Origin of the sequence: Pseudomonas sp. IzPS59, from assembly GCF_014863505.1 — a bacterium.
GTDB lineage: Bacteria > Pseudomonadota > Gammaproteobacteria > Pseudomonadales > Pseudomonadaceae > Aquipseudomonas > Aquipseudomonas kribbensis.
The window spans coordinates 4,198,359-4,224,349 of record NZ_CP062251.1 but is presented as its reverse complement, the minus strand read 5'-3'; the positions used below and the strand labels follow the sequence as shown (position 1 = coordinate 4,224,349).

Genomic DNA, 25,991 nt, shown 5'->3' with positions numbered 1-25,991 from the left:
CCCGCGCTGTCGATGGCGAAAGTTTCATGTTGTCGGCGCGCGCGGGCGCCTAGGATGCAGCGATAAGATCGTTTCATCCAAGGGGAGCCGTGCCATGAGTGCCAATGTCGTCAAAGTGCTGTTGATCGCTGCAGCTGTCTCGGTATTGAGTGCCTGTTCGGGCTCCGGTGGGTTGACCACCACCAGTTGTTTTTCTTCGGATTGCCAGTCGCCGGAAGGGCGCGCCAGCGCCAATACGCTGAAGTTCGGCGGCACCGGTATTGGTGCCAGTCTCAACCAGTACAGCTCCGGCATGTTGCATGACGATTGAATAGAAAAGGGCGCCCATCGAGGCGCCCTTTTTTCGTCTTGAAGCGTTTTACTGCGGCCCTGCCAGCCACTCGCCAATGACCTTCTGATATTTCCCGGTGACCTTGCTCAGGTGCAGCCACTGATCGACATACAGCTTCCAGCTCATGTCATCACGGGGCAGCAGGTAAGCCTTTTCACCGTATTGCATGAACTGCTCAGGGTTGACCGCGCACAAACCGGGTTTCTGTTTCTGCTGATACCGCGCCTCGGAAGCGTCGGTGATCATCACGTCGGCCTTGTTGTCGAGCAGTTGTTCGAAGATGGTCACGTTGTCGTGCAACGCCAGTTGCGCCTTGGGCAGGAAGGCGTGGACGAAGGCTTCGTTGGTGCCGCCGGCGGGTTCGACCAGGCGCACGTTCGGCTGGTTGATCTGCTCGATGGTCTGGTACTTCGATTGGTCGGCGCAACGCACCAGCGGGATCTTGCCGTCGACGTCGAGGGTGTTGCTGAAATAGGCCTTTTTCTGCCGCTCCAGGGTCACCGAAATCCCGCCCATGCCGATGTCGCATTTGCCGGCCTGCATGTCCGGCATCAGGGTTTTCCAGGTGGTCTGCACCCACTCGATCTTCACGCCGAGGCTGTCGGCCAGCGATTGCGCCATGGCGATGTCGATGCCTTCGAAACCGCCGTCTTCGCGTTTGAAGGTGTAGGGCTTGTAGTCGCCGGTGGTGCAGACGCGCAACTGGCCTTGTTGCTGGATGGTGTCCAGGTGCGAGGCTGGTTCCTGTGCCTGAGCGGTGCCGGCCAGCGCCAGCAGACCGCAGAAGATCATCGTGTTTTTTCGAATGGTCATTGTGATCGGGCTTGTGCGGTGGGAGTGCGGGCCAGTGTAGTGAAAGGGTTTGCCGGGTGTCATCCCGCGTCCGGCCCGAGCGTTCCCAGCCACGCCACCAGCGCCACGATCAACAGCGCAATCCCGAGCTCGACGGCAACGCTGCGTCGTAGCGCGTTGGCTGCGACTTGATGCTGGCCGTCGCGCAACGATTGTTCCAGCAACGGGCCGAGGTGAAAGCGGTTCAGCGCCGCTAAAACCAGCATGCCGGCAAACAGCACGATCTTGATCCCCAGCAGCATTCCGTAGGTGCGGAGCAACATGTCGTCCAGTGTCGGGCCGACGATGAACAGGTAGTTCGCCACACCGGTCACCGAGAGGATGAGCACAATCGCCGCGCCCACGCCTTCGAAACGTTTGACGGCATCGGTCAGCGAACGAATGCGCGCTTCGCTGAACAGTGAGTCGAGCTGCGACAGCAAGATCAACGCCAACATCGCGCCCATCCACGCACCCGCCGCGAGCAGGTGCAGGATGTCGCTGAGCAGGTGCCAGGCGCCATCCATCGCGCCGTGCCCGCTCCAGGCCAGAGAGGCGAGGGCGAGCGCGCCGGCCATCGACGCCAGCCACACACCCGGCCAGATCATCACGACGATCAGTGCAAACATCCGCACCGCCCACGCCACGCCGACATCGGTTTCAAACAGCATCATTTGCAGATGCGACCACAGCGCCGCGAATTCCGTTTCGCCACTCATGGTGCGGGTCATCAGCACCAGTCCTACCACTGACAACATTGCTCCGATCAACGCCATCCCGCGCAGCATCGGCCGAAACCGCAGCGTCGAGTCAGTGTTGTACAACCCGAACAACGCCATCCCGAACAACAGCAGCAAATCCACGTACAACGCCATCCGCAGCAGGATGTTGATCAGGTCGGCCATCGGTCACTTCACTTTGAACGTGACGTTGCCGGTGATCGGATGGGTGTCCGACGACACCGCGCGCCATTCGACCTTGTAGGTACCGGCCGGCAAGGGCGAGAGCGGGGTAACGAACATGGTTTTCGGATCGCTGCCGGCGCTGACCTTGGCCTTCATCGGCATCGGCGAGTGGGCCATGCCGGGCATTTCGGTCATCACCAGTTTGGCGCCGGAGAACTGGGTCATCAGGTTCTCGGAAAAGTGCAGTTCGATTTTCTCCGGTGGTGCGCCGTCCGCGCCTTCGGCCGGGGTCGACGACAGCAGTTTCGGGTGGGCCTGGGCCAACGTGCTCAGGAGCAAACCGCCGGCGAGGACGAGGGAGATTTTCAGTGTGCGCATGCAGGACCTCTGTGTTGTTTTTTGAAGGGATTCAGAACCACATCCGCACGCCAAGGACGAGTCGCGCTTCGCTGCGATCCTCGCCTTCTTCCCGTGCGTAATCGGCGGTGTTGCCGTAGGTGCGGTTCCAGGTCACGCCGATGTACGGCGCGAATTCGCGGCGGATTTCATAGCGCAGACGCAAGCCGGCTTCGGTGTTCGAAAGGCCTGAGCCGATCCCGCGTTGCGGATCGTTTTTGCCGTAGACGTTGAGTTCGGCGGTGGGCTGCAGGATCAGCCGATTGGTGAGCAGGATGTCGTAGTCACCCTCCAGCCGTACCGCGCTCTGGCCGTTTTCGCCGAGGAACGCCGTGGCTTCGGCTTCGAAGTTGTACAACGCCATGCCCTGCAGACCGAACGCAGCCCAGGTTTGCGGGGCGCCGGGTTTGAAGTCCTGGCGCACGCCGCTGACCACGTCCCACCACGGCGAAATCGCGTGGCCCCAGAGCGCCTGGATTTCCGCGTCTTCGGTCTTGCCGTTGCTGCGTTCACCTTCGGAGCGCAGCCACAGGCGATCGATGTCGCCGCCGATCCAGCCGGACAAATCCCAGGCCAGGGTGCTGGCGTCGTCGCCGTTCTGCCATTCGAGTTTGTCGGCGAGGAAGTAAGTGTTGATGACGCTGTCGTGCACCTGGTGGCCGCCGTGACTGGTGAACACGGCGGCACGGTCGGCGTCAGTCAACTTCGGGATCGGTGTGCGGCTTTCGGTCGGCGCGGCGGGCTGCATCATGCCGTCGTCCATGCTTTGCAGATCGCCCATCTGGCTGTGGTCCATGCCCTGCATGTCGCTGGCGGCCAACGCCGAAGACAGCGACAGAAGTGACAACGAAAACACGGCAAATGGAGTCATGGTCGGCGTCCTCATTCTTCCACCCGCACTTCACGGAACATGCCCATTTCCATGTGATAAAGCAGGTGACAGTGAAAGGCCCAACGGCCCAGCGCATCGGCGGTCACGCGATAACTGCGGCGGGTGCCGGGGGGCATGTCGATGGTGTGTTTGCGCGCCTGGAAGTTGCCGTTTTCGTCTTCCAGATCGCTCCACATCCCGTGCAGGTGGATGGGGTGGGTCATCATCGTGTCGTTGACCAATACCAGGCGGATGCGCTCGCCGTATTTCAGACGCAACGGTTCAGCGTCGGAAAATTTGATGCCGTTGAACGACCAGGCAAATTTCTCCATGTGGCCGGTGAGGTGCAGTTCGATCGTGCGGCCCGGATCGCGACCGTCGGGGTCTTCGAAGGTGCTGCGCAGGTCGGCGTAGGTCAGCACGCGGCGACCGTTGTTGCGCAGGCCGAGGCCGGGGTCGTCGAGTTTCGGCGCGGTGGTCATGGCTTGCATGTCCACCAATGGGTTGTCCTTTTCGCTGTCGGGGTGCGACTGCATCGGGCCCATGTTCATGCTGGCGTGGTCCATGGCGCTCATGTCCATCGAGCCATGATCCATGCCGCCCATGCCCATGTCGTCCATGGTTACCAGCGGTCGCGGGTCCGGCGTCGGCACCGGGGCCGACAACCCGGCGCGGGCGGCGAGGGTGCCGCGGGCGTAGCCGGTGCGGTCCATGGCCTGGGCGAACAGGGTGTAGGCGTCGGCGGCAGGCTCGACGATCACGTCATAGGTTTCCGCCACGGCGATGCGCAGTTCATCGACGGTCACCGGTTTGACGTGCAGGCCGTCGGCGGCGACCACGGTCATTTTCAATCCGGGAATGCGCACGTCGAAGTAGGTCATGGCCGAGCCGTTGATCAGCCGCAGGCGCAGCTTTTCGCCGGGGCGAAACAGGCCGGTCCAGTTGGAATCGGGGGCGTGGCCATTCATCAGGAAGGTGTACGTGGCGCCGCTGACATCGGCAATGTCGGTGGGATTCATCTTCATCTGCGCCCACATCGTGCGATCGGCAACGGTGGCGCCCCAGCCTTTTTCGCCGACGTCCTGGATGAAATCGCCGACGGTGCGCTTGTGGTAGTTGTAGTAGTCGGACTGCTTTTTCAGGGTCTTCATCAGGCTGGCCGGGTCTTCGTCGGTCCAGTCGCTGAGCATCACCACGTGCTCGCGGTCGTACTGGAACGGCTCCGGCTCCCGGGCGTCGATCACCAACGGCCCGTAGACGCCGGCCTGCTCCTGCAACCCGGAATGGCTGTGATACCAGTAGGTGCCGTGCTGACGCACCTTGAATTGATAGACGTACACGCCACCGGGCTCGATGCCCTTGAAGCTCAGGCCCGGCACGCCGTCCATGTTGGCCGGCAGCAGGATGCCGTGCCAGTGGATCGAGGTGTCGGCCTTGAGCCGGTTGCGCACCCGCAGCGTCACGGTGTCGCCTTCGCGCCAGCGCAGCAGGGGACCGGGGACGCCGCCGTTGATGGTCATCGCGGTGCGCGACTGACCGGTGAAGTTGACCGGGGTTTCGCCGATGAACAGCTCGAAGTCGGTGCCGGTCAGTTCGTTGAGTTGACCGGAACTGTTGAGTGCCCACACTGGCGTGCGCCACAGGCCGAGGCCACCGAGCAGACCGCCGGCGGCCAGGCCTTTGACGAAGGTGCGTCTTGAGGTGTTGGAAAGCATGCGCTGGAAGTCCCCGTTTGACCAATGACGGGGAGGCTAACCAGCGGCAGCTTTCAGTTGGCTGAGGCGCGGATTACAGTTGCGTCAGGTTCGACTTAGAGGCCGAGTCCTTCCTGGACTACCAGCAACAGGTTGTTTTCTGTCAGGGCAATTGCGTCCAACTGTTGCCCGGTCTCCAGGGTCTGCAACCACCAATGACTCTCGCCGTGTTCGTCGACGGTCCGCAGCAGGGAAGTGTCCCGGCCCGGCAGGACGATCTGCACGCGACCGGCACCGTCCTCGGTGAATCGCGCAATGGGGTCGAACGTCAGGTTGTGATGGTTGGCTTCGATGATTAATTGGTCGATGGCGTAGTCGTGGGGTTCGCCGTCCGGTGAACTTTCGCAAACATGGGTAGGATTTCGCCGAATCTTCAGTCCCACCTCGGTGACCGGTTGCAACCAGCCCTCGATGCGGTGATACAGGTCGTAGACCACCGCCGGCCAGCAATCGATTTCCAGTTCGGCGCAGGTGATGTCGTCCGCGTGGGTGTGCCGGGTTTGCTTGAGCTTCGCGGCGAGTTCGTCTGCTTTACTCATGTCGGGATCCCTGTTTGTGGTGTCTGCTTATTAATCGTAGACCTTTCAACGTAGTACAGCTTTGCCTTGCGTCATGCGCCTGCAACACTGGCATGACTCAATCAGCCTCTGACCAGTTGACGGTCAGACCACAAAAACCACGGACGCACGCGTCCCAAGGAACGGGAACATGAAAAAGCTTTTTACAATTATGGCGCTGATTGCGCTGACGGTCGGTAGCATCGGCCTGAGTTCGGCGCGCCAGTCACACGCCAACAAGGCACCGACGGAGTCGGTGGCGGGGGTGTTCGATTACTACCTGCTGACGCTGTCCTGGTCGCCGACGTTCTGCCTCACCCACAAGGACGACCCGCAATGCACCGGCAAGGGCTACGGTTTTGTCCTGCATGGCCTGTGGCCGCAATACGCCAAGGGCGGCTGGCCGGAATCCTGCCCGCCAGTGACCACGCTCTCGGCTGCTGAAACAGCCAAGGGCATGACGCTGTTTCCGACGAAAAAACTCCTCGACCACGAATGGAGCAAGCACGGCACCTGCAGCGGCCTCGGCGCTATGGGCTACTTCGACGAAGCGGACAAAGCCGTGGCGGCGGTGACAATCCCGCAAGAGCTGCAACCGTTCAGCAACTCTTATTACTTCGAAGCACAGGAAATCGCCGACCTGTTCCGCAAGAGCAATCCGGGCATCCCGGCCGACGGCATCGCCGTCATCTGCAGCGGCCCGGAGCTCTCGGAAGTGCGGGTGTGCATGGGCAAGGACCTGCAATTCGGCGCGTGCGGCAAAGGCGTGAAAACCCAGTGCCGGGCGGGGGATATTCGGGTTCCACCGTCGCGGTAACTCAATCGGTTACCGGCCATAAAAAACAGGCGCCTTTTCAGGCGCCTGTTTTTTATGTTTACACCACAGGGCTTATGTCATCCGAGGATACGCCGATACCGTACAGCGGCACGGAAGCACCAATGATTCTATAGAAGGCAAGAAGCTGAATAATGTTTGAATATATCTGGCGCAGCATCAATTCCCCTGACTACTTCCCCAACGTACTGGATTGGATGATCCATATTCTCCTCAATCCGTTCATGGTGATGATGTGCCTGATGGCCGGAGCGCTGACCGGCAAATGGTGGAGAGCCATCCCCTACGGCAGCCTCACGTGTTATGTGGTGTTCCTGAGCCGGTCGTCTTTTTATCGGTGGGGAAGCATTTTCCCCTCAGCCGGTCTGCCTGCGCTGTTCATTGATGGCGCACTGTTGGCCCTTCTTGGCTTTTATTTGAATGGCGTACTCAGAACTCGCTCGGAAGCTAAACCTGAAGGCCATTGGTTGCGCTGGCTTTATAAAAGCTTGAAGGTCGTCATGCAGATACTTGTGGTGATGTTCTGGGCACTCGTAGTGCTGTTTGTCGTCTCGGTCGCTACCCAACCGTCGTTGGTGGACTAAGAGCATGGCGAGTTCTGAAAAATAAATCGCATCGCAGGTCATCCATTTCCACTGCGCGCCGATATCAACGGGGTCGGGATTGTCTCGGTGGCACTTGGTTGCCCCGCACTATCCGGTGGGCTACGCTCACAAAAAACAAGGGTTTCGGGCCTTTGCCCCTGTCGTACCTGCCCAGGACACGCTTTTGCCTATCCCCATTCACGATCCGCATCAGGCCCCCGGCGGCACTCTCAAGCGTCTGCCCCTGCGCAAGGCGGCGGTGCTGTTCATCGTTGCCGTGTGTCTGTGCCTGTCCGGTCTGCTGTATCTGCAGATCGAGCAGTCACGTCGGCAGGATCTGGCGAATGCGCAGATGGCCTCGGCCAACCTGACCCGGGCGATGGCGCAGCAGGCCGAAGACACCTTTCTGGCTGCCGATCTGGTAATGACCAGCCTGGTCGACTGGATTCAGGAAGACGGCTATGGCGCGGCGCAGAAACCGCGTTTGCAGAGAACCTTCGCACGCCGGGTGCAGCAGCTGGAGCAGTTGCACGGCATGTTCCTGTTCGATCGCGAAGGGCAGTGGGTGATTACCTCATTCCCTGATCTGCCCCGTGGCAACGGCGTGGCCGATCGCGAGTACTTCAAATATCACCAGCAGAACGTGTCGTCCGTGGCGCACATCGGCCCGGCGATCCGCAGTCGCGAAAACGGCGAGTGGATCATCCCGATTTCCAAGCGAGTGAACGACCACGCCGGCAATTTTCAGGGTGTGCTGATGGCCGGCATCAAGATGTCGTACTTCGACAAGTTCTTCAAAAGCTTCAGCCTGGACGACAACGGCACCATGTTCCTCGGCCTGACCAACGGCACCTTGCTTGCGCGCCGGCCGTTCGACGAGTCCTTGATCGGCACCTCGCTGGCCAAGGGCGAGATCTATCAGACGTTGCTCCCCAACGCCTCGGCCGGCACGGCAATGATCGACTCGGTGGTCGACGGGGTCACGCGCCTTTATGGCTATCGGCAGCTCGACAGTTATCCGCTGGTGGTGTCTGCCTCTTCATCCCGGGACACGATTCTCAAGGGCTGGCATGACCGTGCCTTTCAATCCAGCGTGATCGTGGCGCTGGTGATGCTCGGCGTGGGGCTGTTTGGCTGGGTGTTCATTCATCAGGTGCGCGACGGTGAGCGGATCGAGAAAAACCTGATCAAGGCCCAGCGGGCGCTGGAGCTGATTGCCACCCACGACAGCCTGACCGGGCTGGCCAACCGGCGCCTGTTCGAGCAGTCGCTGGAAATTGAGTTCGCCCGGGGCGCCCGGCAGTCGAGCCCGGTCAGCCTGATTATGCTCGATATCGATTTCTTCAAGCGCTACAACGATGCCTACGGCCATGTGGCCGGCGACCACTGCCTGACCCAGGTTGCTCTGGTGGTGAAAAACTGCTGCCAGCGCAAATCCGATCTGGCGGTGCGCTACGGTGGCGAAGAATTCGCGGTGCTGTTGCCGGACACCGACATCAACGGCGCGCTGGCGATTGCCGGGCAGATCCGCCGCAGCGTCATGGACAAACACATCACCCACAGCGGCTCGCCCACCGGTTATCTCACCGTGAGCCTGGGCTGTTATTCGTTCATTCCGCTGGGCAACGACAGCCCGGAACTGTTCATCCAGCGCGCCGATGCGGCGCTGTATCAGGCCAAGAACGCGGGCCGTAACCGTGCGGCAGTGTTGTCCATGGACGGCGGCATTGGTGAGTTGATGCGTTCGGATCGCTGACGGAAAAAGGGTTCAGACACAGGCCATGATGCGTTCACCATGGCCTGTTCTTGTTCGTTCAGCCGCCGGTACCGGCCCCGGATCCACCCGTTCCGCCACCTGCTGCGCCCGTTCCACCACCGGCGCCCGAGCCTGAGCCGCTGGCGCTGCCGTTGGTTCCGGTACCTGTTTTCATCCCGTCGGAAGGGCCGTCGTTAGGTCGGTTAGTGGTGTTGTCCGGCGGCATGCTCGTTCCGCCGTTGGCGCCGGACTGGGTGCCCGACGTGTTGGCACCGTCATTGGCGGCAAAACTGGCGGCGGACGCTGTGGCCAACAAACCGGCCAGCAGCATCGAGGTCAATGTGCGCGTCTTCATGGTACGTCTCCAGAAAGGGGATTTACCTGATATTGGTCTGAAGCGCGCATCGCTTGGTGCCGACCGGGTGACCAGCGGTACTCAGAAATCCACGGTGGCCGAAACCTTCAACGTGCGCGGTGCGCCCTGGGTCAGGTAGCCGCCATTGGCCGAGGCCCAATAGGCTTCGTTGGCGACGTTTTCCAGATTGGCGCGCAGGGTGATCTGCTTTTCATCGAGCTTGAAGGCGTAGCGCGAGCCGAGGTCGAAGCGGTTCCACGACGGGATGCTCTGGGTGTTGGCCGCGTTCAGGTATTGACCGCCAGTGCGCAACATCCGTGCACTGAGGGCTGCGCCTTCAAGGCCCGGAACATCCCAGTCGGCGCCGATGTTGAACTGGAAGCGTGGCACGCCGATGGCGCGGTTGCCGTCGTTGACGCCGTTGCTGCTGCCGTCGAGTTCGGTCTTCATCACGGTCGCGCCGCTGAGCAGGCGCAGGCCGTCGACGGGTTCACCGTAGACATTGAGTTCCACGCCCTTGTTGGTCTGTTGACCGTCGACCCGGAAGATCCCGTCCTGGGTGTAGCTCGACGGTTGCTCGATGCGGTAGACGCCGAGGCTGGCGCCATAGCTGCCCATGTCCAGCCGCACGCCGGCCTCGACCTGTTTGCTGCGCACCGGGGCGAAGGTTTCGTCGCGGTTGATCGCGCTGGTCGGCGGCGTCGGGCCCTTGGCCAGGCCTTCGATGCGGTTGGCGTAGAACGACACGTGTTCCCACGGCTTGATGACCAGGCCGTAGACCGGAGTGGTGATCGATTCGTCGTAACTCGAAGTGCGGGCCCCGGTGGCCGTGGCCCAGCCATCGACTTTCATTTGCTGGCGGCGCAGACCGAGGGTCAGCAGCACGCGGTCGTCGAGGAAGCCGAGGGTGTCGGAAATCGCTTCGCTGCGCAGGGTGTTCTTGCCGACGACGCGCGGATCGTTGATGTCACCGGCGAACGAGGTGGCCGGCGGGCGCGGTTTGTCGGTGACGTTGTACAGATTGGTGGAGTAGCGCGAGGCATTGCCGATGGTTTCGAACGCCGAGCGTTGCTCGCCCCAGATGCCCGCCCAGCCGGCATTCAACTGATGGCTGACGGGGCCGGTGTCGAAATGACCGTTGAGGCCGGCCATTGCACTTTGGTTGTCCTCGTCGTGGGGCGGATAGAGCATGCCGCCACGGGCGTTGCCGTTGAGGTCGGTGACGGTCAGCGACGAGTACACGCCGTTTTCCCGGGTGTGCTTGGCGCCGCCGGACACGTAGGCGGTCCAGTTATCGTTGAGGTCGTACTCGGCGCGGGCCATGCCGAAGGTGTCCTCGAGCTGCGAGTAGCTCCAGCTCTGGGCGTAGCTGGCGTTGGCGTGCGGCACCTTGGGAGCTTTGCTCAGGCTTGAGTCGACGTAGATCACCGAGCGGCCCTGATTGATCACTTGCTTCTGATAGCCGAAATCGGTCGAGACTCGCAGGCGCTCGCCGCGATAGTCGAGGCCGACGCTGAACAGCGACGAACGCTGGTCTTCTTCATCGACCGCGGTGTCGCCTTCGCGCTGCATCAGGTTGACCCGGGCACCGAAGCGGTTGTCCTCGCCAAAACGCTGGCCGAGGTCCAGATGCGTGCCGACTCGGCCGTCGGCGCTGTAGTCGAGGGTGACGCTGCGGGTCGGGGTGTCCAGGGCGCGTTTCGGTTGCAGGTTGATCCCGCCGCCGATGCCGCTGCCGCTCGGGGTGACGCCGTTGACGAACGCATTCGGGCCCTTGAACAGCTCGACGCGATCCAGCGCTTCGGTGGCGATGATCTGCCGGGGCAGCACGCCGTACAGGCCGTTATAGGAAATGTCATCGGAGGCCAGCGGCAGGCCACGGATCATGAACATCTGCGAGAAGTTGCCGAAGCCGTTGGACTGGCGAACCGAAGAGTCGTTGAGCAACACATCGCCAATGGTTTGCGCCTGCTGGTCGGCCATGGTTTTGGCGGTGTAGCTGGTGACGCTGAAGGGCAGGTCGTTGACTGCCTGATTGCCGAGCATGCCGACCTGCGCGCGACGGGCGACCTGTTCGCCGCCGTAGGTGTCGTCGCTGTTGTCGTGGAGGGCGCTGACGGTGGTGGCGCCCAGTTCCAGCGCGCCGTCCGCCGCGACTTTCGGCGCCACGGTGTAGCCGTTGTCGCCGGTGCTGATCAGTTCGAAACCGCTGCCTTCCAGCAACCGGGCAAAACCGCTTTGCGCGGTGTAATTGCCTTGCAGGCCCGGGCTCTGACGGTTGCCCAGTTGCGCCGGGTCGAACGACAGCGGCACGCCGACGCTGACCGCAAATTGCGCCAGCACATGGCTGAGCAGGCCGGGGCCGATGTTGACGCTTTGGCTGGTGCTTTCGCTGACGCTGTTGGCGGCGTGGCCGACAGTCGGCAACAGTGCGCTGAAAGCGAGGGCCAGGCTCAGGGCCTTGAATGGAAAAGTGGCGGGGCGGGGCGTGGGCAATGCGGTCATTCGGCGATCCTGTCGGGCGCGTGGAATTAAAGGTCTATCCACTCACCGGACGAGGCGCGAAAAGGTATCAGTGAACATTGAAATTATTTTCCAAAGGCTCAGACGCGAGGCTCCACCGACAGCCAATAGCGGGTCAGGCTGTTGATGTTCAGCGGCAGGGTGTCGCTGAGCAGACGCAGGCTGGCGTCGGTGTCGCGCAGGGAAAACGCCCCGGACACGCGCATCGCCGCGACGTCCGGATGACAGCGCAAGACGCCGCGACGATAGCGACTCAGTTCGCCGAGCAACTCGTCCAGACGCATGTTGCTGGCCAGCAGCATGCCCTTGTCCCAGGCCAGGCTGGCAGTGTCGAAGGTTTCGGCGCTGTCGAAGCTGTTCAGCTTGAAGCGCTGGCGCTCGCCGGCCGTGATGATCGCGTTTTGCTTGAGCAATTCCGGGGTGATTTGCACCTGGCCCTCCAGCACCGACACCAGGCTGCGAGAACCCTCGGTGCGCACGCAGAACCGCGTGCCGAGCGCGCGGGCGAGGCCTTGCGGGGTTTCGACAATCAACGGGCGGGCGGCAGCATCGCTGGCGGTGTTGATCAGCACTTCGCCGTTGAGCAGCAGCACTCGGCGCTCGACCGGGCTGTAAGCGATGTTCACGGCGCTGTCGGTGTTGAGCAGCAGCTGAGTGCCGTCCGGAAGTTGCAGGTTTTTTTGCTCGCCGACGGCGGTGCGCTGATCGGCGGTCCATTGCTGCCACGGCACATGTTGCGAGGCGATGCCCAACGGCCCGGCCATCAACAGCAGGCCGAGGCGGGTGAGGGTCTGGCGACGGCTGAGGCCTTCCTTGCGCGAAGCCCGTTGCAGGGTCTGGATCGCGACGTTGGCTGGCACGCTGCGCAAATCACCGAGCAGGGCTTCGGCTCGTTGCCAGGCGATGGCGTGTTCGGCGCTGCGGTTGCGCCATTGGGCGATGGCCTGATGATCGGACGGGGAGGCCGTGCCGGAATGCAACTGCACCAGCCAGTCGGCGGCTTCACCAAGAATCTGCGGATTGATCATCGACGAACTCATCAGGCGACACTCAGGCAGGCAATGAACGCGGCGCGCATATGGCGTTTGACGGTGATCAGCGAAACATTCAGGCGTGTGGCGATCTGCGCGTAGGTCAGGCCTTCGATCTGCGACAGCAGGAAGGTATCGCGGGTCTGCGCCGGCAACTCACGCAGCAAGGCTTCGATGCGCCACAGGGTTTCGAGAATCAGGTAGCGGGTTTCCGGTGACGGCACCTCGGCGGCGGGCAGGCTGGCGATGGTTTCCAGGTAGGCGCGCTCAATGTCCTGACGCCGCCAGCGGTCGATCACCAGACCTTTGGCAATGTGCGTCAGCAGCGCCCGGGGTTCGCTGCCCAGCGGTTTGACCACCTGACGGCTGAGCAGGCGCAAAAACGTATCGTGCGCAAGGTCAGCCGCATCGCAGCGATTGCCCAGCTTGCGTTGCAACCAGCCCTGCAGCCACCCGTGGTGTTCGCTGTAGAGCGTCTGGACTTGCTGATTCAATGGCGGATCGAAAGACGACATGGGCGGCAGATACTCGTTGCGGGCATCCGATGCCTGGCTGCAATTAGAGTGCAATTAAGAATTGATCGCATTCTAGTGGCGCGGAACGAGCGCTGGCAATTGCCCTGTTGCACTTTCTTTTCTGACGTCAGAAAGGAGTGGCCTACCCGTCTTCCGGGAGATTGGCTATTTGTTTGGCCCGGCCCCGGGACTAACGTAGCCACACATTCACTCGCCCCGGAGAACCACCATGAAACCTCGTGCCGATTTCTACACCGCCTCCCCAGATGCCCTGAAAGCGATGATCGCTCTGGAAACCGCCGTCTCGAAACTGCCGCTGGAAAAGACCCTGATCGAACTGGTGAAACTGCGCGCTTCGCAAATCAACGGCTGTGCGTTCTGCATTGACATGCACACCGCTGACGCGATCAAAGGCGGCGAAACCCCACGCCGGTTGTTCGCCGTGACGGCCTGGCGTGAAGCGCCGTTCTTCACCGACCGCGAGCGCGCCGCGCTGCTGTGGACCGAATCCCTGACCCAACTGAGCCTGACCCACGCCCCGGACGAAGATTACGAAGCCGTCGCTGCCCAGTTCTCACCGAAAGAAATGGTCGATCTGACCGTGGCGATCAGCACCATCAACAGCTGGAACCGTCTGGCCGTGGGCTTTCGCAAAACCCCACAAGCCTGATCGGTCAATGTGCATCGGCACTCGGCGCGGCCGGTGGTTGCACCTTGCGCATCAAGGGCACCATCGCCGTGGCGATCACGAAGCACACCATGATCATCAGGAACGTATCGCCGTAGGTCTGGGTCTGCGCCTCGCGGTAGGTCAGCAGCCATAACTGATGCAGGCCGGCGGTGATGCCCACGTCACCGCTCTGACCCAGTGCGGCGAAGTTGCCACCGACCTGGGCCAGCCACTGGTTCAAGGCTTCGTTGCTGCTGTTCAGATGCTCGGCCAACCGGGTGAAGTGCAGGTTGGTGCGGTCGTTGAGAATGGTCGCGCACGCGGCAATCCCGATTGCACCGCCCAGGTTGCGCATCAGGTTGAACAGGCCCGAGGCGTGCTTCAACCGTGCCGGCGCCAGACCGCCGAGGGTCAACGTCACCGCCGGCGGCACCGCCAGTTGCTGGGCAATCCCGCGCAGGGCTTGCGGTAGCATCAACTGCCCGGCACCCCAATCGTGGGTGATCGGACTGAATTCCCACATCGACAAGGCGAACAACGCCAGGCCCGCCATCATGATCCAGCGCAGGTCGATGCGATTGGCCAGAAAGGCGTACAGCGGAATCGCCATGATCTGGAACACCCCGGTAGAGAAAACCGCCAGGCCAATGTCCAGCGCCCCGTAACCACGCACCCGGCCGAGAAACAGCGGCGTCAGGTAAATCGTCGCGAACAGGCCGATGCCGGTGACGAAGGAAAAGAAGCAGCCGAGGGCGAAATTGCGATCCTTGAGGGCGCGCAGATCGACGATCGGATTGGCCACGTGCAGCGTTCGGCCGACAAACGCCACGCCGGCCAGGGCGCTGATCCACGCGGTGGTGAGGATGGTCTGGTCGCTGAACCAGTTCCAGCGCGGGCCTTCTTCGAGGGTGTATTCCAGGCAGCCGAGAAACAGCGCCAGAAACACCATGCTCAAATAGTCCGCGCCCTTGAGCAGCGACAGTTCAGGCTGGTCGATCTTGACCAGCATCGGCACCGCCACGGCGACGAAAATCCCCGGCACCAGATTGATGTAGAACAGCCAGTGCCAGGACGAAATATCGGTGATCCAGCCGCCGATCACCGGGCCCAACGTCGGTGCCAGCGAAGCCACGGCGCCGATGGTCGCGGCAGCAATCACTCGCTGTTTGCCGGTGAAGAAAAAGAACGCCGTGGTGAACACCAACGGAATCATCGAGCCGCCGAGAAACCCTTGCAGCGCCCGAAAGGCAATCATGCTCTGGATGTTCCAGGCCGCACCGCACAACAGGCTGGCGAGGGTGAAACCGACCGCCGAGGCGCAGAACAACCAGCGCGTGGAGAATACCCGCGACAGCCAGCCCGACAGCGGGATCACGATGATCTCGGCGATCAGGTAACTGGTCTGCACCCACGCCGTTTCATCGGTGCCGGCGGACAGTCCGCCGCCGATATCCCGCAGCGAAGCCGAGACGATCTGGATGTCCAGCAGCGCGATGAACATGCCGATGCACATGGTGGCGAAGGCGAACACCTTGGTCGCCGTCGCCATTTCGGCGGCATTGAACGGCTGTGCAGGAACGGCGAGGGCGCGGCTCATGGCGCGCTGGCCACGGCGGTGGTTTCTGGCTGGGCGCGGGTGTCGACTTCAGCGGTCACCGAGAGGCCTGGACGCAGATGGCCGAGCACACTGTCAGCCGGGTCGAGCAAGATCCGCACCGGCACCCGCTGCACGATCTTGGTGAAGTTACCGGTGGCGTTTTCCGGCGGCAGCACGCTGAACTGCGAACCGGTGGCCGGGGCAAGGCTGTCGAGGCGGCCATGGAATTCCTGGCCGGACAACACGTCGGCGCGGATGCTCACGCGCTGGCCCGGCTTCATCCGCGCCAACTGGTCTTCCTTGAAATTGGCATCGACCCACAGACCGCTGGCCGGCACCACCGACAACTGTTGCGAACCGGCCTGGGCATAAGCGCCGACCCGCGCGCGACGGTTACCGATCACGCCGTCGACCGGGGCGCGCAGCTCGGTGTAGCCGAGGTTGAGTTGCGCCAGATCGCGTTCGGCCCGGGCCTGCTGGAGGGCGGCGCGGGCCTGTTGTTTCTGGGTTTCGATCACCGAGAGCTGGCGTTGCGCAGCGAGCAATTCGGCCTGGGCCTTGGCGCTCAGGGCTTGGGCAGTCTTGAAGGTGGCGTCGGCCCGTTGTGCGGCTTCCACCGAAACCGCATTGGTGGTGACCAGACGTTTGTAGCGTGCGTTGTCATCCCGTGAACGAGCGGTTTCGGCACCGGCGGCATCGATGCCGGCGCGGGCCTGGCCGATCACTGCCTGCTGCAGTTGTTCAGTGGCGTCGAGGTTGGCCAGCAGCGATTCTTCAGCGGCGACCGCGCCTTCGGCCTTGGCCAGATTGGCGCGATAGTCGCGGGCGTCGAGGCGGATCAGCACGTCGCCAGCCTTCACGGACTGGTTGTCGCTGACCAGCACCTCTTCGATGTAACCCGCAACTTTCGGCCCGATCACCGTGACGTCACCGCCGATGTAGGCATCGTCGGTTTCTTCGAGAAAGCGTCCGGCGCTCCACCAATGCGCGGCGTACAGCCCGGCAAACACCAGCGCGGCCAGCCCCGCAGTGGGCAACAGCAGGCGTTTGAGCAAGGGAGGTTTGGGAGTGCTGACCGGAACGGCGAGGTCGGGTTCAACGGTGGGCATGCTGGTCATGGCGTAATACCTGCGAAGCGAGGGTGTTATTACGGCTGTAATATGACGCGAGTAATATTTTGTGGCAATTGATTTTTATCGCCGGTCGTCAGTTGCTTATCTGAGCCAGGCGCCGGGTGTACTGCCGGTCATGGATTTGAAGAACGCAATGAATGCGCTGTCGCTGGCGAAGCCCAGTTCAAATGCGCAATAGCCGAGGTTGCGCCCGGTGGCGAGCAATTCCATGGCGCGCATCAATCGCCACTGTTGGCGCCATTGCTGATAGCTCATGCCGGTTTCGCGCTGGAAGATCCGGCCGATGGTGCGGCTGCTGGCGCCGATCTGTTGCTCGAGCACTTGCAGCTCCGGGGGGAGTTTTTCGGGTGTGGCAAGAAGCGGTGCCAGACGTTTGTCCCGGGGCAGGGGCAGGAGCATCGGTTGCTGCGCCGCGTCACGGATTTCACTCAGGCACAGCCCCAGCAGATGGACGAATTTGCCCTGCTGCCAATCGGTATCGAAATCGGCAATCGCCATCGGTTCCAGCACGGCGCGCAGCAAGGGGCTGACCTCGATCACGCAGACCTGTTGCGGCAGTTCGCGGCACAGTTCGGGCGTCAGGTAGATGGAGCGGTAATCAACGCTTTGCTGCATCACCGCTCGATGCGTGACACCACCGGGAATCCACGCCGCCCGCGACGGCGGCAGCAGGCACAACTGCTGCGCCAGGGTGATGCGGGTGCAACCCTGTCGGGTGTAGAGCAATTGCCCGCGCTGATGCCGATGCAGGCCGGAGTCGTGATCGCCAAGGGTGGAAGCGATGCCGACTACCGGCGCCGGAAAGCGATCCGGGTCAAAACGGTCGTGGGCTTCGAGCCAGGCCATGGGTTGTCCGATTTCAACGATAAATTGTCAGGGTTCGGATAATACGCCAGTCACGGCTTTTTAAACTCTTCGGCGTTTTTGTGAGGAGTCATGGTGATGAACCATAGAAAGTTTTTGGTGTTGGCGATTGCGCTGCTGATGTTTCCGCAGATCGCCCAGACGTTGTTCAGCCCGGCGCTGGGGGATATCGGCCGTGCGTTCGATGTTGGTCCGCAAGTGGCGGCGCAGACATTGTCGGTGTACTTCCTGGCGTTTGCCTTTGGCGTGGTGACGTGGGGCCGGGTATGTGACCGGATTGGCCGGCGGCCTTCGATGCTCGCCGGTCTTGCGATTTATGCGCTTGCCTGCGCATTGGGCTTGAGCGTTCGCAGTTTCAACGGCTTGTTGATGGCCCAGGCGCTGGCGGCTTTCGGCGCTGCGGTTGGCTCGGTGGTGACCCAGACTTTATTGCGCGATCGTTTTCGCGGGACCGAACTGGCCCAGGTGTTTTCTCTGGTGGGCATGGCGCTGGCGGCCAGCCCGGCCATCGGTCTGTTCAGCGGGGCGAGTCTGGTTCAAGGCTTCGGCTATCGCGGCGTGCTCGTTGCGTTGTTGCTGCTGGCATCGATCTTGTGGATCTGGAGTTGGCGCAACCTGCCGGAAACCCGTCCGCCACAACTCACCTCCGTCGGCCTGTTCGCAACCATGGGCGACATGTTGCGTGATCCGGGCATCTGGCGATCAGCACTGTGGATCGCATCGTTCAACGTGGCGTTGTTCAGCTATTACAGCCTCGGACCTTTCCAGTTCGAACGTCTCGGCCTGAGCGGCGAGTGGTTCGGCTACAGCGGCGTGATGCTCGCGCTGGCCTCAGGGTTTGGAGCATGGCTTAACAAAAAATTGCTGCAAATCGGTTGTCGTCCACTGCAGTTGATTCGCCTGGCAGCGCTGACCGGTTTGCTCGGTGGCATCGGCGTGTGGCTGTCAGAAGCGCACGTCTGGTTCGTGCTGCCGATGCTCCTTGTGGTACTGGCGTTTGGCATGGCAATCCCGAATATCCTCGGCGCAGCCTTGCGCAATTACACGGATCGTTTGGGCACCGCCGGTGCATTGCTGGGGCTGTTTTATTACCTGCTGATCGGTGCGGGATTGATGTTGGCCGCATGGTCTCAGGCCCTCGGGGAAACCCTGATGGTCTGCAACTTGCTGGCGTTATCGCTGGCGATCCATGCTAAAAACGCATTTGTTTAAGAAATGTAAGCGATGTAGGAAGCGTCTTGCATTTGTGTAGGAAGGCTCTGACTATCACTGCAATTGATGGGATGGCATTAAGCCATTTGATTGCAAGGATGTTGAGTGCCGTATTCGATTCGCGCTGTTTCTCGTCGTAGTTATCTGCCTCGTCCGCTGTTGTCGGCCTTGTTGTTGAGTGTGTGTGCGCCCAGCCTTTTCGCCGCCGAACTGTCGAATCCAGGCCAGGAAGTGCTGCGCCAGCAGCAACAGCAACAGCGCGACCTGCAACAACTGCAGCTTGAACAGCGCAAGCGGCAACTGGAGCGCGGCGCGTTCGGCCCGACGCCTGCCACCCCGGCCATTCCCGATTCGATCAAACCCGACGAACGCTGCTGGCCCCTGAGCGGCACGCGCATCGGCGGGGTCACGCTGATCGACAAAGACCAGCTCAACGCCCGCATCCAGCCACTGCTGGCGCCTTGCATGGGCGTCGGCCAGATCAACCATCTGCTGGCGACCATCACCGCGCTCTACGTGGAGAAGGGCTACATCGCCAGCCGGCCATATCTGAGCAGCGCGCCAGCGGCGGGGCAGTCGCTGGATATCCTGATCGACGAAGGCTACATCGAGTCCATCGAACTGGCCGACCAGAGCCTGCCGGTGTCTCTCGGCGGTGCATTCCCGGGCATGCTCGGCAAACCGTTGAACCTGCGTGATCTGGAGCAGGGGCTGGATCAGTTGAACCGTCTGCGCTCGCTCGATCTGACCGCTGACATCGCCCCCGGCAGCCAGCCCGGTGCGTCAAAAGTCATCTTGCGCTCGCGTACTTCCGGGCAGTCACGCTGGGCCCTCGGTGCCGGTTTCGACAACCTCGGTAGTGCCAGCACCGGGCGCGATCGCAACACGCTGAGCCTGAGCCTTGACAGCCCGCTGGAACTCAACGACCTGTTGAGCGTGAGTGCCAGCGACACCCTCAACCAAGGCGACCGCTACAACCGCAACGCCAGCCTCTATTACGCAATTCCCTACGGCTACTGGACGTTCAGCACGTTCGCCAGCCACGCCGAATACCGTGCGCCGTTCAAACTGCCGGGCACGACCCTGTACAGCACCGGCATCACCGATCAGCTCAGCCTGCGCGCCGACCGCGTGTTGTGGCGCGATCAGAGCCATCAGCTCAGCGCCAACCTGCAACTGGCGCACAAGGATGTCGACAGCTATCTGGAAAACGTTCGCCTCGGCATCCAGAGCCCGACCCTGACCGTGGCCGAAGCCGGGCTCAATCTGTTCTGGCTCGACCGTGCGGTGTGGAACCTCGACTTCAACTACGCCCAGGGCCTGCGCTGGCTGGGTGCTGACGACGATGCCGATCATCAGGTCAAGAACCTGCCCAAGGCACAGTTTCGCAAGTACCGCGCCGGCCTCAGCCAGTGGCGCAACGGCCAGTTCGGTGCGCAAGCCTGGCAATGGCAGAGCCAACTGAACGTGCAGTACAGCCCGGATCCGCTGCCGGCCATCGAACAACTGCTCGGCACCGACGATTCCGCCGTGCGCGGTTACCGGGTCAGCAGTGCGTCCGGCGCCAGCGGTGCGATCTGGCGCAACACCCTGCGCCTGCCGCTGCGCACCGATTTGCCGGTGCAGCTCACCCCGCGTGTCGGTCTCGACCACGGCTGGATCAAGGCCGATCACGGCGCCCCGGTTCAACGCCTGAGCGGCGCCAGCATCGGCCTCAATCTGGGCTGGAAAAACCTGCAGGTGGATGTCGATTACCAACGCAGCCTGAACACCCCGACCGGCCTGCACCGCGAGCCTGAAACCTGGCTGATGCGCGTCGGATTACAGATATGAACGTCAGTGAACAACAGCCATCGGACCTGAGCGCGACAGCCGTGGCCTTCAACTCAACGCGCAACGTGATGCCGCACTACATGGAGAGTTTTTTATGCCAATGAATACCTTTGCGTTTCATCTTTCCCCACGGGGCAAACTGCGCTGGGCCATCGCCAGCCTGTTCCTGGTCGCTCACCTGCCGGGCGCCATGGCCGGCGGTGTGGTGGTCGCGCCCGGCCCCGGCGGCACCGCGCAACTGCAAACCCAGGGCGGCGTCCCGATCGTCAACATTGTCGCGCCGAACGGCTCGGGCCTGTCGCATAACCAGTTCCTCGACTACAACGTCGATCGTCAGGGCCTGGTCCTGAACAACGCCTTGCAGGCAGGGCAATCGCAGCTCGCCGGGCAACTGGCAGCCAACCCGCAATTGCAGGGGCAGGCGGCGAGTGTGATCCTCAACGAAGTGATCAGCCGCAATCCGTCGGCCATCAACGGCGCCCAGGAAATCTTCGGTCGCGCCGCCGACTATGTACTCGCCAACCCGAACGGCATTTCGGTGAACGGCGGCAGTTTCATCAACACGCCGAACGCCAATCTGGTGGTCGGCCGTCCCGAGCTGAACGACGGCAAGCTGCAAGCCCTGAGCACCCGCGACGCCACCGGTCAGTTGCAGATCCAGAGCGGCGGCCTGCGCAACGGCGAAGGCTCGATCAACCTGATCGCACCGCGCATCGACAGCCAGGGTGCGATCAGTGCCCGTGATCAACTGAACCTCACCGTCGGGCGCAATCAGATCGACTACGCCAGCGGTCAGGTGAAAGCCGTGGACCCGGCAGGCAACACCACCGATCAACGAATTGACGCCAGCCTGTTCGGCGCGATGCAGGCCGGGCGCATCAACATCGTCAGCACCGCTGAAGGCGCGGGCGTGAAGGTCGGGGCTGTGCAAGTCGCCGGGCGTGACGGTGTGCAGATCCGTTCGGCTGGCGACTTGAGCGTCAGCGGCCAGGCAATCCCGGACAGCCTCGACGTGACCCGTGCCGGCATCCGCAGCAGCCAGGGCGACGTCGGCCTGCACAGCGGCAAGGACCTGACGTTGGCCGCCACCGATGTCAGCGGTCGTGACGTCAAGGTCGAGGCCAAGCGCAACCTGACCCTGACCACCGTCGAAAGCCGCAAGCTCCAGGAACAGCGCGAAAACTGGAACAACAGCACCATCGGCATCACCTGGGAAACCTACGAGCGCACCAAGACCGACAGCGATTCGCGCCAGCACGGCAGCCAGATCATCGCCAGCCGCGACGCGCAACTGTCGTCCGGTAAAGACACCGAACTGAAGGCCGCCAAGGTCGACGCGAAAAACAACCTCAGCGTGCAAAGCGGCGGCGACCTGCGCCTGACCGCCGCCACTGAAAGCCACGTGCAAACCGATCAGGGCAAGCACCGCAAACACCTGTGGAAAGCCGATTGGGACAGCAGCAGCGAAGAGCAGCGCAGCGTCACCAGCCAGTTGAAGGGCGGCAACATCGCCCTGCAAACCGCTGCACTGTTGCGCTCCGAAGGCGCCGAAATCGACAGCGCCGGTGACCTGCAACTGGCCGGCAAACAGGTGGAAATCACCACCGCGACCCGCACCAATCGCAGCAGCGACAACCGCTATTCCGGTGATCTGGTCGGCGGCGGTTTCTTCGGCAAGACCGGTGACGCCGACAAGGGCCAGACCCAGCATCAGGGCAGCAAGATCAACGCCGCCGGCAAGCTGCTGGTCAAGGCCGACGACGTGCGCATCAGCGGCAGCCAGGTGCGTGGCGCCAAGGACGCCAGCGTGATCAGCGACAACGGCTCGCTGACCATCGACGGCGTGCAGGACACCTCGCACAGCAACAATCACGACAAGGACAGCAAGTTCTTCGGCATCACCAAGGACGAGTCCCGGCAGAACAGCAAGGACAGCACCACGGTGCGCAGCGAGCTGGCTTCCGACAGCAACCTCAAGCTGAAAAGCGCCAAGGACATCGAAGTCGCCGGCTCCACGGTCAAGGCCGGCGGTTCGCTGACGGCGGAGGCAGCGGGTGATGTGAATGTGCATTCCACCCAGAACACCAACGAAAGCAGCAACAGCACCCAGACCCGTGGCTTCGACGCTTACGCCAAGGAGCAAACGGCAGAGCAGTACCGCGCCGGCGTGCATTACGAAGACAAGGCGCAAACCGTCACTGCCAACGACGTCACCCAGCAGGGCTCCAGCCTCAGCGGCGGCACCGTGCAAGTGAAGGCGGGCGGCGACGTGACGCTCAAGGGCGCCGAGGTGAAATCCACCGCTGGCGACACCACGCTGAGCGGCAAGAACGTTTCGTTGCTGGCCGAGCAGGACAGCCACAGCACCTCGACCGAAACCCGCAGCACCGGCGGCGGTTTCTACTACACCGGCGGCCTCGACCGCGCGGGCAGCGGCGTGGACTTCTCGCACAGCACTTCGCAAGACACCACCGGCAAAACCACCGCGCAAACCACCGGCGTGCAGAGCAGCGGCAGCCTCAACATCAATGCGGACAAACTCGCCACCGAAGGCGCGCAACTGAAGTCCGGCAACGGCCTGAACGTCGCTGCCAACGAAGTCGACAACCGTGCCGCCAGCAACACCGAAAGCAGCACCCACAGCGAGAGCAACTGGTCGGCAGACATCGGCGCCAACGTCGAGTACAAAGACATCGCCCGGCCGATTGCCGGCGCGGTGAAAGACGTGCTCGACGGCAAGGTGCCGGACAAGGACGCACTGGCCAATCTCGGTCAGCCGAACGTCGGTATCGACGTGGCGATCGGTCACTCCAGCACCGATAAAACCGGGCAGAGCAGCAATGCCGTGGTCAGCCGGTTCGACGGCCAGACCGTGGACGTGAAGGTCGGCGGCACGCTGTACGACCAGGGCACCCAGTACAACGCCAGCGCCGGCAAAGTGAACATCAGCGCCGACAAACTGGTGGCCGACGCGGCCAGCAACACCCGCAGCAGCACCGACAATTCGGTGGATGCCAAGGTCGATGTGCGCGTTTACACCAAGACAGGTGAAGACGTGAACGTGGCCGGTAGCGGCGCGGGTGGCAGCAGCCAGTCGAGTAAGGACAGTTCCACGGCGGTGGTCGGCGGTTACGCCGGCAATCAGGGTGTGAACATCAATGTCACCCGCGATGCACAGTTCGAAGGCAGCCGTTTCGATGGCGGGCAGGGTGGTGTCAGCATCAAGACCGGCGGTGACCTGGCGCTGAATCAGGCCAACGACCGCCAGAGCAGCGACAGCTCCAGCCTGCGCGGCAACGGCTCGCTGACCGTCGGCACCTTGCCGGGCACCGACGGCACCAACGTCGATCTCGGCGCCGGGTTCCAGCTCGATCACAAAGGCAACCAGACCACCGATACCCAGGCGCACGTCGCCAGCCTCAGCGGCACCGGTCCGGTACAACTGAGCAGCGGCGGCAATCAGGTTCAGCAGGGCACGAAGATCGACAGCGCTGGTGCTATCGACCTGAAGGCCGGCGGCAAACTCGACCTGCAAGCGGCCACTGACACGCACGTCGCCACCGGCAGTAATCTCGGCGGTGGCCTGAAGGCGGGCGGCAGCAAGACCAGCAGCGAGAAGAGCCGCGATCAGGGCGGCAACCTCAGCGGCAACTTCAACATCGGTCGGGTCAACGAGAACACACAGACCCTCACCGGTGGCCAGTTCAACAGCCAGAACGGCATCGCGCTGAGCGGTGACTCGGTGCGCCTGCAAGGTACTCAGGTCACTGCGCCAAATGTCGGCATCGACGCGCAGAAGGGTGGTTTCGTTCAAGAGTCCGCGCAGTCCACCGACAGCCGCAATAACTGGAACGTTGCGCTGAACGCCGGTGGCAATCTGAGCAAAAGCACGCCGACCGCCGCCGATGAAAAAGTCAGCAGCGATCACGGCTTCAATGCCGGGGCCAAGGTGGGCGTGGACTACCTGCAAGGCACCACCCAGCAGAACAGTCAGATCAAGGCTGACACTGTGGTGCTGAACAGCGCGGGCGATGCGAGCCTGAGCGGTGCGCGGATCGATGCGCGCAAGGTCAGCGGCAACGTGGCCGGTGATCTGTCGGTCGAGAGCCGTCAGGACTCCAGCACTCACGCCAAGGTCGATGTCGATCTGGGTCTGACTGCCAAGAAGACCCCGGCCGACGACAAAGGAAAACTCGCGGGCACCGACTACAAGCCGACGCTGAAAGCCGAAGGCGAATACGCGTACAAGGACAGCGTCAAACAGGCCTCCGGCATCAGCGGTAGCCAGGGCGTGAACCTCACTGTCGGCGGCGCTACGCAGCTGACCGGTGCGCGGATTTCCGCCACTGAAGGCAAGGTCGATCTGGGTGGTTCGAAGGTCAACAGCAGCGACCTGAGCAATCGCGACTACGGCGTGAAAGCCGGTCTGGACCTGCCACACAAAAGCGAAGAAAACGCACCGAAGGTTTCCCTTGAAAACGGCAACCTGAAAGTCGGCCCGGTGACCCTGAGCGGGCATCTGGACAGTCAGTCCCTGCAAGCAGGGATCGACGAAAAAGGTTGATTCACCGTCAGTGAAACCGGCGGGAGCGAGCCAGCTCGCTCCCGCTTCTGATGGATTCCCCGCTCAAAACGGCAGCCACTGTCGTTTCCCGTCAAGTCGATGAATGCATGCGCTCTACACTCGGATGAAACCGAGAGGCCGCGCCATGCACGACAACGTCCAACACCTGAGAATCCAGCTGGCCTGTGCCCTGCGCTGGGCTGCGCGCTTGAACCTGCACGAGTCCATCGCCAATCATTTCAGCGTGGCCACTTTAGCGGACGGCCGCGAGTTTCTGATCAATCCTTACGGCAAGCATTTCTCGCGGATCCGCGCCAGTGATCTGCTGTTGCTCGATGCCGACGATCCGGCCAGTCTCGACCGCCCGAACGCCCCGGACATCACCGCCTGGGCCTTGCACAGCGCCTTGCACCGCAACCAGCCCCAGGCTCGTTGCATCCTGCACACCCACAGCAAATACGCGACGACCCTGGCCTGCCTGAAGGACTCACGACTGCCACCGATCGAGCAGAACAGCATGCGGTTTTTCGAGCGGGTGGCGATTGATGACGGCTTTGATGGGATGGGCCTTGGAGACGAAGCGGAGCGGGTCAGCAGGCTACTTGGCGACAAGCCGATCCTGCTGATGGGCAATCACGGCTTGCTGGTCGCGGCGCCGAGCGTGGCCCAGGCGTTTGATGATCTGTATTACTTCGAGCGGGCTTGCGAGGTGTATATCACCGCACTGGCTACCGGGCTTGAGTTGCGGGTGGCTGGCGATGAAGTGGCGCGCAAGACGTGTCGGCAGTGGCTGGATTATCCGGGGTTTGCCGACAAGCATTTCAATGCATTGATGGGCATTCTTGATGAGGAAGAGCCGGCGTACCGGCAGTGA

General features: G+C 62.2%; 22 protein-coding genes. 9 read left to right on the top strand and 13 right to left on the bottom strand.

Translation table 11 applies throughout. The features are described 5' to 3' along the window. Positions 1-94: 94 nt before the first annotated feature. A complete protein-coding gene (locus tag IF189_RS18880) occupies positions 95-310 on the top strand; it encodes a hypothetical protein (protein ID WP_085712578.1) in 216 nt (71 codons plus the stop codon). 48 nt (positions 311-358) lie between these two features. On the opposite strand, the gene IF189_RS18875 is transcribed toward IF189_RS18880, so the two are convergent. The 6 genes from IF189_RS18875 to IF189_RS18850 form a co-directional block, all read right to left on the bottom strand. Further along, positions 359-1,144: a transporter substrate-binding domain-containing protein gene (locus tag IF189_RS18875; protein ID WP_192552073.1), complete on the bottom strand. Its 786-nt coding sequence runs from the start codon at positions 1,142-1,144 to the stop codon at positions 359-361. Positions 1,145-1,203: 59 nt separating this feature from the next. Next, entirely contained in the window at positions 1,204-2,067 is an 864-nt protein-coding gene (gene copD, locus IF189_RS18870; RefSeq protein ID WP_192552072.1) for a copper homeostasis membrane protein CopD, read from the bottom strand. Positions 2,068-2,070: 3 nt separating this feature from the next. Beyond that, positions 2,071-2,445: a copper homeostasis periplasmic binding protein CopC gene (copC, locus tag IF189_RS18865; RefSeq protein WP_192552071.1), complete on the bottom strand. Its 375-nt coding sequence runs from the start codon at positions 2,443-2,445 to the stop codon at positions 2,071-2,073. A 31-nt stretch (positions 2,446-2,476) separates the two neighbouring features. Further along, positions 2,477-3,334 (bottom strand): copper resistance protein B, encoded by an 858-nt coding sequence (locus IF189_RS18860; protein WP_192552070.1) that lies wholly within the window; start codon positions 3,332-3,334, stop codon positions 2,477-2,479. Positions 3,335-3,345: 11 nt separating this feature from the next. After that, a complete protein-coding gene (locus tag IF189_RS18855; RefSeq protein WP_192552069.1) occupies positions 3,346-5,049 on the bottom strand; it encodes a copper resistance system multicopper oxidase in 1,704 nt (567 codons plus the stop codon). Positions 5,050-5,144: 95 nt separating this feature from the next. Further along, positions 5,145-5,627: a hypothetical protein gene (locus IF189_RS18850; RefSeq protein WP_192552068.1), complete on the bottom strand. Its 483-nt coding sequence runs from the start codon at positions 5,625-5,627 to the stop codon at positions 5,145-5,147. Between the two features lie 169 nt (positions 5,628-5,796). On the opposite strand from IF189_RS18850, the gene IF189_RS18845 reads away from it, so the two are divergent. The 3 genes from IF189_RS18845 to IF189_RS18835 all read left to right on the top strand — a co-directional run bounded on the left by IF189_RS18845 (position 5,797) and on the right by IF189_RS18835 (position 8,820). After that, positions 5,797-6,462, top strand: coding sequence for a ribonuclease T2 (locus IF189_RS18845; RefSeq protein ID WP_085712570.1), 666 nt, complete (start codon positions 5,797-5,799; stop codon positions 6,460-6,462). A gap of 152 nt (positions 6,463-6,614) precedes the next feature. After that, positions 6,615-7,064 (top strand): hypothetical protein, encoded by a 450-nt coding sequence (locus IF189_RS18840; RefSeq protein WP_134827504.1) that lies wholly within the window; start codon positions 6,615-6,617, stop codon positions 7,062-7,064. Between the two features lie 184 nt (positions 7,065-7,248). Next, a complete protein-coding gene (locus IF189_RS18835) occupies positions 7,249-8,820 on the top strand; it encodes a diguanylate cyclase (RefSeq protein ID WP_192552067.1) in 1,572 nt (523 codons plus the stop codon). A gap of 58 nt (positions 8,821-8,878) precedes the next feature. On the opposite strand, the gene IF189_RS18830 is transcribed toward IF189_RS18835, so the two are convergent. The 4 genes from IF189_RS18830 to IF189_RS18815 form a co-directional block, all read right to left on the bottom strand. Continuing rightward, positions 8,879-9,175: a hypothetical protein gene (locus tag IF189_RS18830; RefSeq protein WP_134827502.1), complete on the bottom strand. Its 297-nt coding sequence runs from the start codon at positions 9,173-9,175 to the stop codon at positions 8,879-8,881. An 81-nt stretch (positions 9,176-9,256) separates the two neighbouring features. Next, positions 9,257-11,680 carry a TonB-dependent receptor gene (locus IF189_RS18825; RefSeq protein WP_192552066.1) on the bottom strand — a complete coding sequence of 808 codons (2,424 nt, stop codon included), beginning with the start codon at positions 11,678-11,680 and terminating at the stop codon, positions 9,257-9,259. A gap of 98 nt (positions 11,681-11,778) precedes the next feature. Further along, positions 11,779-12,738 carry a FecR domain-containing protein gene (locus IF189_RS18820; RefSeq protein ID WP_192552065.1) on the bottom strand — a complete coding sequence of 320 codons (960 nt, stop codon included), beginning with the start codon at positions 12,736-12,738 and terminating at the stop codon, positions 11,779-11,781. Further along, a complete protein-coding gene (locus IF189_RS18815; protein ID WP_192552064.1) occupies positions 12,738-13,244 on the bottom strand; it encodes a sigma-70 family RNA polymerase sigma factor in 507 nt (168 codons plus the stop codon). The genes IF189_RS18820 and IF189_RS18815 overlap by 1 nt, the downstream gene beginning before the upstream one ends. Before the next feature lie 229 nt (positions 13,245-13,473). On the opposite strand from IF189_RS18815, the gene IF189_RS18810 reads away from it, so the two are divergent. After that, positions 13,474-13,914, top strand: a complete 441-nt coding sequence (locus tag IF189_RS18810) for a carboxymuconolactone decarboxylase family protein (RefSeq protein ID WP_085712558.1) — start codon at positions 13,474-13,476, stop codon at positions 13,912-13,914. 4 nt (positions 13,915-13,918) lie between these two features. Here IF189_RS18810 and IF189_RS18805 read toward each other — a convergent pair whose 3' ends face one another. The 3 genes from IF189_RS18805 to IF189_RS18795 form a co-directional block, all read right to left on the bottom strand. Beyond that, complete coding sequence (locus tag IF189_RS18805) at positions 13,919-15,511, bottom strand: DHA2 family efflux MFS transporter permease subunit (RefSeq protein WP_096822022.1); 1,593 nt, start codon at positions 15,509-15,511, stop codon at positions 13,919-13,921. Next, the gene (locus IF189_RS18800) at positions 15,508-16,629 is read right to left on the bottom strand and encodes an HlyD family secretion protein (protein WP_192552063.1); all 1,122 of its coding nucleotides are present in this window, start codon (positions 16,627-16,629) and stop codon (positions 15,508-15,510) included. Before IF189_RS18800 ends, IF189_RS18805 begins: the two co-directional genes overlap by 4 nt. Positions 16,630-16,725: 96 nt before the next feature. Continuing rightward, complete coding sequence (locus tag IF189_RS18795) at positions 16,726-17,490, bottom strand: AraC family transcriptional regulator (RefSeq protein WP_192552062.1); 765 nt, start codon at positions 17,488-17,490, stop codon at positions 16,726-16,728. Positions 17,491-17,586: 96 nt separating this feature from the next. On the opposite strand from IF189_RS18795, the gene IF189_RS18790 reads away from it, so the two are divergent. The 4 genes from IF189_RS18790 (at position 17,587) to IF189_RS18775 (ending at position 25,991) form a co-directional block, all read left to right on the top strand. Next, positions 17,587-18,720, top strand: coding sequence for an MFS transporter (locus IF189_RS18790; protein WP_192552061.1), 1,134 nt, complete (start codon positions 17,587-17,589; stop codon positions 18,718-18,720). 105 nt (positions 18,721-18,825) lie between these two features. After that, on the top strand, positions 18,826-20,553 hold the full coding sequence (locus IF189_RS18785) for a ShlB/FhaC/HecB family hemolysin secretion/activation protein (RefSeq protein WP_192552060.1): 1,728 nt from the start codon (positions 18,826-18,828) through the stop codon (positions 20,551-20,553). 94 nt (positions 20,554-20,647) lie between these two features. Continuing rightward, on the top strand, positions 20,648-25,117 hold the full coding sequence (locus tag IF189_RS18780; RefSeq protein WP_192552059.1) for a hemagglutinin repeat-containing protein: 4,470 nt from the start codon (positions 20,648-20,650) through the stop codon (positions 25,115-25,117). 145 nt (positions 25,118-25,262) lie between these two features. Beyond that, on the top strand, positions 25,263-25,991 hold the full coding sequence (locus tag IF189_RS18775) for a class II aldolase and adducin N-terminal domain-containing protein (RefSeq protein ID WP_134827493.1): 729 nt from the start codon (positions 25,263-25,265) through the stop codon (positions 25,989-25,991).

What these genes read in the sequence shown, in the direction of transcription:
- IF189_RS18880 (WP_085712578.1), top strand. Translation starts at nt 95, where the DNA reads ATGAGTGCCAATGTCGTCAAAGTGCTGTTGATCGCTGCAGCTGTCTCG.
- copD (WP_192552072.1), bottom strand. Translation starts at nt 2,067, where the DNA reads ATGGCCGACCTGATCAACATCCTGCTGCGGATGGCGTTGTACGTGGAT.
- IF189_RS18855 (WP_192552069.1), bottom strand. Translation starts at nt 5,049, where the DNA reads ATGCTTTCCAACACCTCAAGACGCACCTTCGTCAAAGGCCTGGCCGCC.
- IF189_RS18850 (WP_192552068.1), bottom strand. Translation starts at nt 5,627, where the DNA reads ATGAGTAAAGCAGACGAACTCGCCGCGAAGCTCAAGCAAACCCGGCAC.
- IF189_RS18800 (WP_192552063.1), bottom strand. Translation starts at nt 16,629, where the DNA reads ATGACCAGCATGCCCACCGTTGAACCCGACCTCGCCGTTCCGGTCAGC.
- IF189_RS18780 (WP_192552059.1), top strand. Translation starts at nt 20,648, where the DNA reads ATGCCAATGAATACCTTTGCGTTTCATCTTTCCCCACGGGGCAAACTG.
- IF189_RS18815 (WP_192552064.1), bottom strand. Translation starts at nt 13,244, where the DNA reads ATGTCGTCTTTCGATCCGCCATTGAATCAGCAAGTCCAGACGCTCTAC.
- IF189_RS18795 (WP_192552062.1), bottom strand. Translation starts at nt 17,490, where the DNA reads ATGGCCTGGCTCGAAGCCCACGACCGTTTTGACCCGGATCGCTTTCCG.
- IF189_RS18840 (WP_134827504.1), top strand. Translation starts at nt 6,615, where the DNA reads ATGTTTGAATATATCTGGCGCAGCATCAATTCCCCTGACTACTTCCCC.
- IF189_RS18775 (WP_134827493.1), top strand. Translation starts at nt 25,263, where the DNA reads ATGCACGACAACGTCCAACACCTGAGAATCCAGCTGGCCTGTGCCCTG.
- IF189_RS18875 (WP_192552073.1), bottom strand. Translation starts at nt 1,144, where the DNA reads ATGACCATTCGAAAAAACACGATGATCTTCTGCGGTCTGCTGGCGCTG.
- IF189_RS18790 (WP_192552061.1), top strand. Translation starts at nt 17,587, where the DNA reads ATGAACCATAGAAAGTTTTTGGTGTTGGCGATTGCGCTGCTGATGTTT.
- IF189_RS18830 (WP_134827502.1), bottom strand. Translation starts at nt 9,175, where the DNA reads ATGAAGACGCGCACATTGACCTCGATGCTGCTGGCCGGTTTGTTGGCC.
- IF189_RS18825 (WP_192552066.1), bottom strand. Translation starts at nt 11,680, where the DNA reads ATGACCGCATTGCCCACGCCCCGCCCCGCCACTTTTCCATTCAAGGCC.
- IF189_RS18820 (WP_192552065.1), bottom strand. Translation starts at nt 12,738, where the DNA reads ATGAGTTCGTCGATGATCAATCCGCAGATTCTTGGTGAAGCCGCCGAC.
- copC (WP_192552071.1), bottom strand. Translation starts at nt 2,445, where the DNA reads ATGCGCACACTGAAAATCTCCCTCGTCCTCGCCGGCGGTTTGCTCCTG.
- IF189_RS18860 (WP_192552070.1), bottom strand. Translation starts at nt 3,334, where the DNA reads ATGACTCCATTTGCCGTGTTTTCGTTGTCACTTCTGTCGCTGTCTTCG.
- IF189_RS18805 (WP_096822022.1), bottom strand. Translation starts at nt 15,511, where the DNA reads ATGAGCCGCGCCCTCGCCGTTCCTGCACAGCCGTTCAATGCCGCCGAA.
- IF189_RS18810 (WP_085712558.1), top strand. Translation starts at nt 13,474, where the DNA reads ATGAAACCTCGTGCCGATTTCTACACCGCCTCCCCAGATGCCCTGAAA.
- IF189_RS18845 (WP_085712570.1), top strand. Translation starts at nt 5,797, where the DNA reads ATGAAAAAGCTTTTTACAATTATGGCGCTGATTGCGCTGACGGTCGGT.